Genomic DNA, 12,684 nt, shown 5'->3' on the forward strand with positions numbered 1-12,684 from the left:
TTCATTATGTTACTTGTTAAGTAATTCTGCGTACGGTGTTAAATCTACACCTTTTGCTTTTAATAGCTTAACAGCGCGCTCTTGCATATCACCAGGTGAACCCGCAAGATAGCCTTTAACAACATCGTCTTTTGTTACAATACTGCCGCTGACGCCTGCTAAGATTGTATTTTCGATTTTTTTCTTTGCCATTGGGCGAACAAAAACCGGAATAGGTGAAACTAATTCTTCTAATAAATCCTTTGCATCTTGATTCCATTCCATAATATTCAATACCTTCCTTATTTTAAAAATATACAAAAGTATTATACACCTTTATTCCTATATACACCATAACAACATATTATTCCCAATCAAAAATTCCACCCTTCCCCTAATCAGTTTGTCCAACCAAATTGGCCAAGTGTGAATATATTGATGTTAGGAATGTAGAAGGGGGGGATATTATTGAACAATCCTTGGTTTTCAGGCAATAACAAAGGTTTTAACAAAGGCTCCAACAAAAGTGACAACAAATCCTACAGCGACAGCGATTCCAAAGCAAAGTCCGATTTAGATTTTGATAATGAATTCGATACAGATAGCGAGAGTAAATCCAAAAACAAAAACAGCGCCGTCGCAAAAGTATTCAAAAGTGGTAACTCCAATGTCTATGTTGATGCAAAAGTGTACTCCGATACGAATGCTAAAGTTCGTGCTCGTGCTGAATCTGATCAGGATCAAGATCAATATCAAAATCAGAAACAACAACAAAAAAGCAAACAAAACGATCATTTTTTCGGCAAACAAAGTCAAGAAAAAGACCATGATCAAAATTCGAAACACAAGTATTAATTTATAAGGGGATCAGCGTATCCCCTTCTTAAACATGATGAATAGAAATGAGGTAATCCTTTTGAAGAGTGAAGATTTAAAAGTCACGAGCCGTTTTTTTGATGATTTAATGCTAGTAAAAGACAGAACAATTAATGAAGTGAAAGCAGACGTCTCATCTGCCGTTAATCACAGCGGTAATTCCGATGTTGATGTGAAGGTTCACGTGAATTTAGATACGATGCCGATCGCACTTGCCTTATTATGCTTATCATATGCAAACAAACAAATTACTCAGCAGCAATTTTCGGAAGCTGTTGAAAAATTGATGGACGTTCATCATCATTATCAATCTAAATACGAAACAAACCCTGGTGATTCTAAAGTTAAATTAATGAACACCAACAAGGACAGTAAAGTTTGGGGAAGATAGTTAACAGATATCTTCCCTGTTTTATTGCTAAGTGATTACATCCAGGTGGCTTTTGTTTCTTTTACCAATTAGTTATATTAAAATAACGAATGAAGAGATTGACGCAGTTTAGGAGGGAATGGTATGCAGGATTTTGTGTTTCAAAATCGAACAAAGATTATCTTTGGAAAAAATAAAGAGCAGCTTGTTGGTGAAGAATGTGCCAGCTACGGCAAAAAGCTCCTACTTCATTTTGGTGGCGGAAGTATTAAAGCAACTGGATTGTACCAAAAGATCATTCATTCACTGCATGAGCAAGGAATTGAAATTTTTGAATTAGGTGGAGTGAAGCCGAATCCAAGAGTTAGCTTGGTACGTGAAGGTGTTAAACTTTGCAAAGAGCAAAATATTCAATTCATCCTTGCAGTTGGTGGAGGCAGTGTCATCGATTCTGCTAAAGCAATCGCGATTGGCGCTACATACGATGGAGATGTTTGGGATTTCTTTGATGGAAAGAAAGAAGTGACTGAATCGCTCCCACTTGGAGTCGTATTAACAATTCCTGCAGCAGGCAGTGAGTCGAGCAGCGGGTCTGTGATTACCAATGAAGATGGCTGGTATAAGCGGTCAACGGGTCATGACATCATGCGACCAGTATTTGCCATTTTAAATCCTGAGCTATCCTATAGCTTGCCAGCTTATCAAACAGCCTGCGGGATTACAGATATGATGGCGCATATTTTGGAAAGATATTTTACGAACGAAAAAAATGTTGAGTTAACCGATCGTTTATGTGAAGCTTCCCTTAAAACGATTATCAATCATGCCCATCTTGTCCTAGATGACCCGACCAACTATCAGTCTCGCGCAGAGATTATGTGGTCAGGCACGCTTGCTCATAATGATTTGTTAGGTACTGGCCGTGTCGGTGATTGGGGAAGTCACGATATTGAGCATGAAATTAGCGGGATTTATGATATCGCTCACGGTGCCGGGTTGGCGATTATTTTTCCAGCTTGGATGAAATATGTATACAAACATGATATCAATCGATTTGCTCAATTTGCTCATCGTGTTTGGGATGTCGAGATTGATTTGAATAATCTTGAGAGAACTGCGAAACGAGGCATCCTCAAAACCGAACAGTTCTTCCGCTCTATCGGCATGCCAGTTCGCCTGTCTGAAGCAAACATTAGTGATGAGCACTTTGCGGAAATGGCCAAGAAAGGCACAGAACGTGGTCCGCTTGGAAATTTTGTCAAATTGCACGAAGCAGATTTATTAGAAATCTTTAACATAGCAAAATAATCGACTCTAACGCATATTAAAAAGTGCCCTTTCGCATCGTCGAAAAGGCACTTTTTTATGAAGGGAACGAGTTTCACAGTGAAGAAGTAAACCCGCTCTTTCTACTTACTCTACTCTTTTATTTCTTGATTTTATCTAAATTATTAAGCGCTGTGTCGATGTCTTCATCTGCTAACGGTGCAAAGCCAGTTTCCTTGGCAACAGCTTGAGCATTTTTCATTGTATATTTCGCATAATCTAGCACTTGTGGCTTATCTTTAGCATGTTGAATGTTTAGGTAAGTGAATACTGGACGAGTGAATGGTGCATAATCACCATCTTCAGCAATTGTGTCAAGTGTTGGTGCTACAGGACCATTACCGAAGTCAACTTTAACAGCTGTTAGTTTATCAGTGTTGCTTGCATAATAACCATAACCGAAGAATCCGATCGCATTTTTATCCTTTGAAACTAAATCCACTAATGTTGAATAATCCTGTTGTAAATTAATGCCTTTTACTAAATCTTGCTCACCTAAAATTGTTTCATAAAAGAATTCATATGTGCCGTGGTTTTCGTTTGGTCCGTAAGTTTTAATAGGTTGTTTAGGGAAGTCAGGACGAACGTCAGACCAGTTTTTCTTACCTTTGCTATCTAAGAAAATATCAACAATTTCTTCTTTTGTTAACTTAGTTGCCCAATCATTATCTTTGTTAATAACAATCGTGATTCCATCTAAAGCTACTTTTAATTCTTGTACGTCCATTCCTAATTTTTCAGCTTCTGCTTTTTCTTCGTCTTTAATTGTGCGAGATGCATTATTAAAATCAGTACCATTTTCTACTAGGAACTTTTTGAAACCAGCTGAAGTACCAGCACGGCTAACTTCTACAGACACGCCTTCTTGTTCATTTGTCATATAATTTTCTGCCATTTTAGCCATAAACGGATAAACCGTACCTGAACCGTCAATTACAACTTCGCCATCTAATTCTGCTTTATTTTTATCTGCTTTTCCGTTTGCTGAATCTTTGCCCCCACATGCAGCTGTGAACATCATGATTGCCGCAATTAAAAGTAGTAGGCTCCATTTTTTCGTGCTTTTCATTTACTTGTTCCCCCTAGAGATTAGTTTGTCATTTGTTCTACAAGTTAAAATATACAAGCTTACTATTAATCTAGTTTGAATAAATTGTAAATTTAAGTAAACGATTAATGGATTATTTGTAAAGGTTCTCTATCTCGCTGATCAATATGCCTAATATATGTACAATTTTTTCCCATAAATAGGCGTTTGTCTCTAACCATTTTTCACTTTCATCAATTTACTATAGTGTATAGACATTTTAAGAAAGGAGCGTATCACAAGTGCCCCCTAAACCTCCAAAACCATCTTATAATGCAAATCACTCAAACCAGAACAAGCCTTTAAGAGTGATCCCATCTGTAAGGAGATTTTTTTTCATTTGTGAGGAAGACATCCAGCTTACCGAAGATCATTTTCTTCCAGCGAATAAGTTTGTAAGCGACCAAGGAAATTTGATAACTGGCTTTCCTTATCAGAAACAAAATGGCTATATCAATTTATATATTAATGGTGTCATGCAGCAGAGTAGCATTTATTCTCTATCAACTAAAGGTTTAACAATCAAAAATGTTGGCGGTACTATTTATACCGCCACCCCTATTATTATCGAAATAGTAGAATTCTTTTTTAAACGTTAAGATAAAACGGGTCTTAAATCTGACCCGTTTTGGAGGTAATTCATTAAGTTGTAACTGTATTTTGTGAATCTGGAGTGAAGTTAACGACCTCAAGAACAATCGGCGTGTTTAGTGGAATACCCTGACCAACTGCTGGAACAGCAATCTCAAGTGAACCAACTCCAGTAGCACCAGCGGTGTAAGTTGAAATACCAGACATCTGTAAGACAGCATTGACGTAAACATTGAAATAGCTATTGTTCAATTCAAGGTCAGGTAAAGAAACGACATTGTTCCCATCATCCATTAGGAAATCAGCTGCATCAATCGTTAAAGTTGAACCAGCACCAACAGGCGCAAGCGTTGTATAGAAGAATCTTGTATCTGCAGGGCCTGCAGTCGTTGTTGTCGTAACACCTACGAATAGCTTCATTAATTGAAGTGCCATGTAAATCCCCCCTTTCAAACGAATCTGTTATAGTTTATTCATCATCGTTTCTAGTGCTTGGACTAATATTCGTAATCCGTAATTTTCTCTCGAAATTTACTAGAGTTTAAATGTTTCCTTACGCTAAACGAATGATGGTGAGTGCTGCCCCAGTTGCGCCACCGCCAATTAATGTAACAGATCCAAGCAATCCAAACAGCTGCAGTGTAATCGTATCCCCAGCGTTAAGAGGTACAATCATACTATTGTTAAACACTGCGAGACTAAGAACCGGGTCAATAATTGAGCCTGGAATCGGTGTAGCGCCGTTAAGTATTATCCTAGTATTTACCAACAAGGCCGTAGTAGTATTTACTTGGTATGAAATTAAATATCGACCCGTCATTGGCACTGTAAATGTGTCATTAGCACCATTGACAGTAAAACTACTTAAATTTTGATTATTTGCAAGTGGGATATTAGTTCCGCCTAAAATCGTCGCAATCGTCGGACCTGTTGTATTAGATGCATACATCGAGTCTTCAGTTGCATCAACAGCCTTTTGCAAATCTAGACTCATCAGAAAGCCCTCCTTTTTTAATAAACTTCAAATGGGGTAGTTTCCATATCGGAAACTACCCCATTTTTATCCAGTTTTTTCAAATAATATTATTTACTCTTCAGTTGGTTCTTCGCCGTATGCTTCATACGTCCTTTCGCGACAGTCCCAACACTCACAGCGATTTCGCTCCATTCTACAGAGTTCAGTTCCACAGGAAATACATCTTTCCATGATCAATTCCCCCTTTTCTATTTACAAAAGTTTATTGATCTCTTACATTAATATGCCTGTGGAGATGGAAACATTCCTAGGGGTATACCATTTTACGGAAATTTAGTTTTTTATTGCCAACAATGGACTAATGGACAAGAAAACAGGAGTCACATGACGCGACTCCTGCTGGATGATGATGTTTCGTTTAGTTTTCGCTGATTAAGCGAGTAAATTCTATTACGTCTTTTTCCATTAACTGTATTCCCGCTTCCCAAAATGCCGTGGTAGTTAAGTCGACATTTAAGTGGTTCATGGCAAGCTCTTCTACCTTCATTGAGCCTGTATCGCGCAATAAGGCAATATATTTTTCCTCGAAGCCTTCTGGATTTTTCAAAAATTCCGCATAGATTCCCAAGCTGAACAAATAGCCAAAGGTATATGGGAAATTGTAAAACGGAATATCATCAATAAAGAAATGAAGTTTACTGCACCAGAAATGCGGGTGGTAGGTTGATAAGCTATCACCATAGGCTTCTTTCTGGGCGTTAACCATAAGTTCGTTCAATCGTTGCTGGGATACGATTCCATTCGTACGTTCTTCATAATAGTTATTTTCAAAAATAAAACGGGCATGAATATTCAAGAACATCGCTGTTGCGTTCCCTAATTTTGCATCAAGCAGGGAAATCTTCTCTTCCTTCGATTTGGCATTGGCCACGGTCGCATTGCCGATAATCGTTTCAGCAAAAGTACTCGCTGTTTCCGCAACATTCATTGCATAGCGGCGATTCAGTGCCGGCAAATCTCGCATCACATAGCTATGAAACGCATGCCCCAATTCGTGTGCAAGTGTGCTCGTATCCGACGGAGAACCAGTGAAGGTCATAAAAATCCGCGATTCCTCCGCTTCCGGAAGACTGGTACAATATCCGCCTGGGCGCTTATTCGGACGATCCTCCGCCTCCACCCATCGATTGGTCAGGGCATGTTTAGCGAAAGCTGAAATCTGCTCACCAAAGCTAGCAAAATTTTCGACGATGAAATCACATGCTTCATCGTATGTGAAGCGCAGTGGTTTAAAATCACCTAATGCAACCGGAGCATCGACGTCCTGCCAGCCTAATTTTTCCATTCCTAAGATTTTGGCCTTTTGATTAAGGAAATCTATGAAAGGTTGTTTATTTTGCGCGACGGCAGTCCACATCGCATCAAGCGTTTCTTTGGACATTCGGTTATATTCTAACGGCTCATCCAAAAAGTGCTCACGGTCATGTGCTTTTTGTAGGGTTATTCGGTACCCGTCTAAATGATTTAAAGTATCGGCGAAAATCGGAGCATATTTGCTCCAGGCCGCTTCCCAATTTTCAAATAATTGCTGGCGCACCTCAGGATCTGGGTCTGCATACATTCGATTCATCGCTTGACCAACGGAATACTCTGTTGTTTTTCCTTGTTTATCTGTGAATGGAATGGTCATGATTGATACAACGGTATCGTATAAATGGCTCCAAGCGGTGATTCCATCCTTACTTAGGTCGGTGATCAATTTTTCTTCTGCTTCTGATAACAATCGCTTGCCTTGATCGCGAATTTCGGATAAGGCAAAGGAAATTTGCTTTAATTGTGGGGCTTCCAAGAGCTCTGGCCAAGCTTCATCGGGAATCGCTACCAGCTTTTTCGTGAAAATCGTTGAGAGATTTTCAATTTGGCTGCCTAAGTCGATGACTTGTCCCTTTACGACATTGGCATGTTCATCATTTGTATGGGCATCGTGATACATATGGACGAAAGTCCCCGCCTGGCCAAGACCTTTGCTGATTTCCTCTTGCTTGTCTAATATCGCTAGTAACGGTGCTGCGGTTTGGTCTTCGCTGAAATCCCAGGCATGGATTAAATTCTGTAAGGATTGAATTTCCGTTTGGATTTGCTGCAATTTTGTTTGTAATTGAGGCGATTTTGTCCCACCAGGGAAAATCGCGTCTAAATCCCAAGTATCAGTATATTTCATTTAGCACACTCCTTATTTTGACTGAATTGGATGGAAAATGAAGCTAATACTTTTTATTATACTGCATTGGTGCTGTAAATTTCATTTGGTGAGGTTGATGTAGGTGTCAATCATGTAAATATTGCTTCAAATGCTCTAGCATTTGCGTATTTAATGGTTCGCTTTTTTGGCTAGTAAAATCAAACGCAACTAAGACCACTTCGCCGGTTGCGATGACCACTTCAGTTGTTTGGTCGACAATCTTATGTTTTAACGTGACACTGGAGTTGCCAAGCCTACTCACCCATGTTTTCACGATAAGATTTTGATTCACATATGCTTGGCTAACATAGTCGCAGTGGGCAGAAGCAACGACGAAATTCCAGTCTTCTATGTTTTTAAACCTACCAGTGTCGATAAAGAAATCGACGCGGGCTTGTTCAAGATAAATGAAATAACTTACATTATTGACATGACCAAAGTCATCCGTTTCACAATATCTCGTTTTGATATATGTATTGTGTTCCATTGCTTCCCCTTCTTTCTTTTAAAAATAGTAAACAAATGGCTTGAACTTAGCTCAAGCCATTTGTCGTTTATCTATTAGTCTATCACCCTGGCTCAACATACAGCCATGAACCAAAAGTTTCATATTTAGCTTTGTAACATTCGGCGAAGGATTTTTCCGGTTGTATTTTTCGGCAATTCATCGACAAACACAATCGATTTGGGGATTTTATACTTTGCAATTTTACCGCTACAGTAATCAATCAAATCAGCTTCAGTCAATGACACCCCTTCACAAACGACAAATGCTTTAACGGCTTCCCCATATTCTGGATCAGGGACACCGATGACGGCCGTTTCAACAATTGCTGGGTGTTCATAGAGAACTTCTTCGACCTCGCGCGGATAGACATTATATCCACCAACTAGAATCATATCCTTCTTGCGATCCACAATATACAGGTAACCGTCTTCATCCATTCTCGCCATATCACCAGTGTAGAGCCAGCCGTCACGCAAAGCGATTTCGGTAGCCTCAGGCATTCCTAAGTAGCCTTTCATCACGTTCGGCCCTTGAACAATCAGCTCGCCGATTTCACCGCGTGGCACTTCCTGACCATATGGGTCGACAACTTTGTTGGTGACGTACGGAATATCAATCCCGATTGAGCCAGGCTTACGAACACCATGAATCGGATTAAACGCCGTCACAGGTGATGCCTCAGATAAACCATAGCCTTCCATAATTTTCACCTGATACTTTTGCTCGAATTTATGCAGCAAAGCGACTGGCAGCGGTGCACCACCTGAGACACAGCTACGAATGGATTGAAAATCCTCAAGTGTTGCATTCGGAACTTGAAGCAGGAAATTGTACATCGTTGGTACACCGACGAAAATCGTTGCTTGTTGTTCCTTAATGGTTTTGACTACTTCAGTCGGGCTGAATTTTGGCATAAGCACCATGGTTGCACTGCAGGTAATCGTTGCATTCATGCAAACCGTCATGCAAAACACGTGAAAGATTGGCAACACCGTTATAATTCGATCCTCATGGGTCAACTCAAACAATTTCGTACAGGCTTGGGCGTTCGACCCCATATTCAAGTGAGTCAGCATCGCTCCTTTAGGATCTCCTGTCGTCCCTGAAGTATAAAGAATAACCGCCAGATCATCCTTTTCGATTACAGGGCTGATAAAATTAAGATTGGCAATGCGGACAAATTGGTCAAAATTCCATTCCGAATCAAGCTGATCGGTATACACGACGAGCCCCAGGTGATTCAATTTCTGCTTTAACGCAGACAGTACGAGTTGTAGTTGGGGAATAGAGATTACCGCTTTCGCTTCACTATTCACCAAAATATACTCGATCTCTCGCGGACTAAAAATCGGATTAATTGGTACGGCAGCAGCTCCTGACCTTAGAATTCCGTAGTAAGCAATGACAAAATGCGGCGTATTTCCAAGCAATAAAGCAACGGCGTCCCCTTTACCGATACCTTCTTTAGCCAGCGCCGCAGCAAATCGATCAACTAAGAAGTCTAATTCGGCATACGTGGTGCTCTGATCCATAAATTGATACACAATTCGATCTGGGAAACCATTTGCTATCCTTTTTAAATTCTCGCTTAAGTTCCAGCTCAAGTGCCCTGCCTCCTATCAGAATGATAAATTATATTAGTGAATCTCTTAATCTTTCAGCCACAGATGATGAAACTAGGCAAGATATTTTTCGGCTTCGATAATATGTGAAGCAATATCACGTTTTAAGGAAATCGTATTACTAGGCGTAAAGCGGGTTAGTTTTTTCAAAATCGACAATTGCATGCTGAGCATTTCGTCCGTTTCGATTGCGGCTAATGTTGACTTTGTCTTTTCCTCAATCGTGTTAAACGCTTCTTGGCAGTAGACTTGGGTCATCTTTAATTTATGTTGCGCTTTGGCTAGTCCTTCTGTCTCGATCGATTTTTTCGTCCTTAAAATTGCACTTTCTATGGCGAAAATTTCAATGATCATATCAGCAAGTGCCTCAAGCACTTCCTGTTCACGCTCTAACTTTTGCTGATATTTCATCACAGCGCTACCACCGACCATCAAGAATATTTTCTTGGCAGCTTGTAACATTGCTGATTCTTTCGCTAACATTTCGTCATCGACGATGGTTGGCATATAAGCGATTAACTCTTTTTGAAGCTTTTGCGCTTCTTGTAATAGTGGCAGTTCACCTTTCATCGCTTTCTTTAAAAGTGTTCCCGGAATTAGCAGGCGATTGATTTCATTGGTTCCTTCGAAAATCCGGTTAATTCTAGAATCACGGTAGATTCGTTCGATTGGATATTCCTGTGTAAATCCATAGCCACCATGAATTTGCAAACCTTCATCCGCGACAAAATCAAGACATTCTGAGCCAAATACTTTGTTAATGGAGCATTCTATCGCATATTCCTCAACCGCTTTGGCAATCTCCCGCCCATAAGTCGGTGAATTTTTATCAATCGCCTCCATCGCTTGATCAATCAGTCCTGTCGTGCGGTAAACTAGGCTTTCTGCGACATACGTACGAATTGCCATCTCCGCAATTTTCTTCTGAATGAGCGGGAAATTAGTAAGCGACTTGCCAAATTGCTGACGATTCCTGCCATATTTGACTGCGAGTTCTAGCCCCCACTTCGAAGAACCAACCGTTCCAACTGCCAGCTTGTACCGGCCAATATTTAAAATATTAAACGCAATTACATGACCTCTACCCACTTCACCCAAAACATTTTCGACAGGTACCTGGCACCCTTCTAAAATGAGGGTTCGGGTTGAGGAGCCTTTGATGCCCATTTTCTTTTCTTCCACACCAGTTGACACACCTAGGTATCCTTTTTCAACGATAAACGCGGTGAATTTTTCACCGTCAACTTTCGCGTAGACTATAAATACATCAGCAAAGCCGGCGTTTGTAATAAACTGCTTTGTTCCGTTTAGAACATAATGCGACCCTTCCTCATTTAAGACTGCAGTCGTTTTCGCACCTAAGGCATCTGAGCCAGAAGCTGGTTCAGTCAAACAATAGGCAGCAAGCTTCTCGCCAGTAGCAAGGCTTGGTAGATATTTATGCTTCTGCTCTTCGTTTCCAAACAGGACAATCGGGAGACTACCGATACCGACATGAGCGCCATGGCTTAATGCGAACGAAGAGCCTCTTACCATATTTTCAGTAATCATTGATGAACTAACTTTATCAAGACCTGTGCCGCCATAAGCCTCGGGGACGTCAGCTCCAAGCAGGCCAAGCTCTCCAGCTTGCTTTAGGAGGCGAACTGTCAGGTCAAGGTTTTGCTTTTCAATTTCTTCATCATGCGGAAAAACTTCGCCTTCGATAAAGTCAGCTGTCATTTTCGCAATCATTTTGTGCTCATCTGAAAGGTCCTCAGGTGTGAAAATGGTTTCTGGCTTTGTTTCACCTAGTAAAAAGCTACCACCGCGAATGAATTCTTGTTTAACAGTCATATTCAGTTCCTCCATTTTTTTATTTTTTTAAACAAAACTTATCTTTCTATCAAAAGTAGAATTATCGATTCGGAAATTCGAATACTCCCGCTGCTCCCATTCCGCCACCGATACACATCGACACCACGCCGTATTTACTCTGACGCCTGCGTGCTTCGTGCATGAGTGAGACGGTAAGTTTTGCACCAGTACAGCCTAATGGATGCCCTAAAGCAATCGCTCCTCCATTCACGTTTACCTTTTCCTCAGCCAATTCCAAATAATCGATAACATATTTGCACTGGGAGGCAAACGCTTCATTTATTTCAAATAAATCAACCTGTTCCTTAGTGATTCCAGCCATTTGCAACGCTTTTGGAATGGCTACAACAGGACCGATTCCCATCACATCGGGTTCAACACCCCCGACTGCAAACGAGCGGAATATCGCCAGTGGTGTGAGTCCCAATGACTCGGCCTTTTCCCTAGACATGACCACTACCGCTGCTGCTCCATCACTTGTTTGCGAGGAATTTCCTGCCGTCACACTGCCCTGAACATGAAACGCCGGCTTTAATTTCGCAAGCGACTCAAGATTTGTCCCTGGGCGAACCCCTTCATCTGTATCAAAAATAATGCTTTCTTCAACGATTTGACCTTCCGCATTCGGATAACGATTGGTCACTTCGACCGGGAAGATCTCCTCCTTAAACCTACCCTCAGCAATGGCACGTGCAGCCTTTTCGTGACTTTTTACAGCAAAACGGTCCTGCTCCTCGCGTGACACCCCGAAACGTTGTGCGACCTGCTCCGCTGTATGACCCATTGAGCAGTAGATTTCAGGTGCATGCTCCACCAGATAAGGATTCGGTAATGGTTTATAGCCTGACATTGGTACATGGCTCATGCTTTCGACACCGCCAGCTACAATGCAATCTGCAAATCCAGCCATAATTCTCTCCGCTGCAATCGCAATCGCTTGTAAGCCGGAGGAACAAAATCGATTAATCACATAACCAGGTACAGACGATGGTAGACCCGCACGTAAGGCAACAATCCTCCCTAAATTTAACCCCTGCTCTCCTTCCGGCATCGCACAGCCAATAATGACATCTTCTACCTCTTCGGGATTCAGTCCAGCTGCTCTGTTGATGCTCTCTTTTACAACAATTCCACCTAAATCTTCTGGTCTCACAAACCGCAGCGTCCCCTTCCCTGACTTTCCAACTGCTGTTCTTACTCCTGCGACGATTACTGCTTCTCTCAAATGATTTACCTCCTTTTACGAGCTG

At 41.0% G+C, this 12,684-nt stretch carries 13 protein-coding genes; 4 read left to right on the top strand and 9 right to left on the bottom strand.

Annotation, left to right across the window (positions count from 1 at the left end):
- Positions 1 to 9 precede the first annotated feature (9 nt).
- Entirely contained in the window at positions 10 to 264 is a 255-nt protein-coding gene (locus HHO41_RS03175; protein ID WP_169095392.1) for a DUF2621 family protein, read from the bottom strand.
- Between the two features lie 183 nt (positions 265 to 447).
- On the opposite strand from HHO41_RS03175, the gene HHO41_RS03180 reads away from it, so the two are divergent.
- The 3 genes from HHO41_RS03180 to HHO41_RS03190 all read left to right on the top strand — a co-directional run bounded on the left by HHO41_RS03180 (position 448) and on the right by HHO41_RS03190 (position 2,533).
- Positions 448 to 834: a hypothetical protein gene (locus tag HHO41_RS03180; RefSeq protein ID WP_169095393.1), complete on the top strand. Its 387-nt coding sequence runs from the start codon at positions 448 to 450 to the stop codon at positions 832 to 834.
- Between the two features lie 61 nt (positions 835 to 895).
- Entirely contained in the window at positions 896 to 1,246 is a 351-nt protein-coding gene (locus HHO41_RS03185; protein WP_169095394.1) for a hypothetical protein, read from the top strand.
- 123 nt (positions 1,247 to 1,369) lie between these two features.
- A complete protein-coding gene (locus tag HHO41_RS03190; protein ID WP_169095395.1) occupies positions 1,370 to 2,533 on the top strand; it encodes an iron-containing alcohol dehydrogenase in 1,164 nt (387 codons plus the stop codon).
- Between the two features lie 118 nt (positions 2,534 to 2,651).
- On the opposite strand, the gene HHO41_RS03195 is transcribed toward HHO41_RS03190, so the two are convergent.
- The gene (locus HHO41_RS03195) at positions 2,652 to 3,620 is read right to left on the bottom strand and encodes a PstS family phosphate ABC transporter substrate-binding protein (protein ID WP_169095397.1); all 969 of its coding nucleotides are present in this window, start codon (positions 3,618 to 3,620) and stop codon (positions 2,652 to 2,654) included.
- Between the two features lie 260 nt (positions 3,621 to 3,880).
- On the opposite strand from HHO41_RS03195, the gene HHO41_RS22695 reads away from it, so the two are divergent.
- Entirely contained in the window at positions 3,881 to 4,237 is a 357-nt protein-coding gene (locus HHO41_RS22695) for a DUF4183 domain-containing protein (protein WP_169095399.1), read from the top strand.
- A gap of 43 nt (positions 4,238 to 4,280) precedes the next feature.
- On the opposite strand, the gene HHO41_RS03205 is transcribed toward HHO41_RS22695, so the two are convergent.
- The 7 genes from HHO41_RS03205 to HHO41_RS03235 form a co-directional block, all read right to left on the bottom strand.
- Positions 4,281 to 4,664 (bottom strand): DUF4183 domain-containing protein, encoded by a 384-nt coding sequence (locus tag HHO41_RS03205; RefSeq protein WP_169095401.1) that lies wholly within the window; start codon positions 4,662 to 4,664, stop codon positions 4,281 to 4,283.
- Between the two features lie 118 nt (positions 4,665 to 4,782).
- Positions 4,783 to 5,223: a BclA C-terminal domain-containing protein gene (locus HHO41_RS03210; protein ID WP_169095403.1), complete on the bottom strand. Its 441-nt coding sequence runs from the start codon at positions 5,221 to 5,223 to the stop codon at positions 4,783 to 4,785.
- 400 nt (positions 5,224 to 5,623) lie between these two features.
- A complete protein-coding gene (locus HHO41_RS03215; protein WP_169095405.1) occupies positions 5,624 to 7,426 on the bottom strand; it encodes a M3 family oligoendopeptidase in 1,803 nt (600 codons plus the stop codon).
- Positions 7,427 to 7,532: 106 nt separating this feature from the next.
- Positions 7,533 to 7,934 (bottom strand): acyl-CoA thioesterase, encoded by a 402-nt coding sequence (locus HHO41_RS03220; protein WP_169095408.1) that lies wholly within the window; start codon positions 7,932 to 7,934, stop codon positions 7,533 to 7,535.
- 125 nt (positions 7,935 to 8,059) lie between these two features.
- Entirely contained in the window at positions 8,060 to 9,559 is a 1,500-nt protein-coding gene (locus tag HHO41_RS03225; RefSeq protein WP_169095410.1) for a long-chain-fatty-acid--CoA ligase, read from the bottom strand.
- 72 nt (positions 9,560 to 9,631) lie between these two features.
- Positions 9,632 to 11,413, bottom strand: a complete 1,782-nt coding sequence (locus HHO41_RS03230) for an acyl-CoA dehydrogenase family protein (protein ID WP_169095412.1) — start codon at positions 11,411 to 11,413, stop codon at positions 9,632 to 9,634.
- A gap of 61 nt (positions 11,414 to 11,474) precedes the next feature.
- Entirely contained in the window at positions 11,475 to 12,659 is a 1,185-nt protein-coding gene (locus HHO41_RS03235) for an acetyl-CoA C-acyltransferase (RefSeq protein ID WP_169095414.1), read from the bottom strand.
- Positions 12,660 to 12,684: the final 25 nt, after the last annotated feature.

Origin of the sequence: Bacillus sp. DNRA2 (genome assembly GCF_012843265.1) — a bacterium.
Lineage (GTDB): Bacteria > Bacillota > Bacilli > Bacillales > Cytobacillaceae > Bacillus_BU.

Coding starts and splice junctions, on each gene's coding strand:
- HHO41_RS03175 (WP_169095392.1), bottom strand. CDS start 264: ATGGAATGGAATCAAGATGCAAAGGATTTATTAGAAGAATTAGTTTCA.
- HHO41_RS03190 (WP_169095395.1), top strand. CDS start 1,370: ATGCAGGATTTTGTGTTTCAAAATCGAACAAAGATTATCTTTGGAAAA.
- HHO41_RS03195 (WP_169095397.1), bottom strand. CDS start 3,620: ATGAAAAGCACGAAAAAATGGAGCCTACTACTTTTAATTGCGGCAATC.
- HHO41_RS03205 (WP_169095401.1), bottom strand. CDS start 4,664: ATGGCACTTCAATTAATGAAGCTATTCGTAGGTGTTACGACAACAACG.
- HHO41_RS03210 (WP_169095403.1), bottom strand. CDS start 5,223: ATGAGTCTAGATTTGCAAAAGGCTGTTGATGCAACTGAAGACTCGATG.
- HHO41_RS03215 (WP_169095405.1), bottom strand. CDS start 7,426: ATGAAATATACTGATACTTGGGATTTAGACGCGATTTTCCCTGGTGGG.
- HHO41_RS03220 (WP_169095408.1), bottom strand. CDS start 7,934: ATGGAACACAATACATATATCAAAACGAGATATTGTGAAACGGATGAC.
- HHO41_RS03230 (WP_169095412.1), bottom strand. CDS start 11,413: ATGACTGTTAAACAAGAATTCATTCGCGGTGGTAGCTTTTTACTAGGT.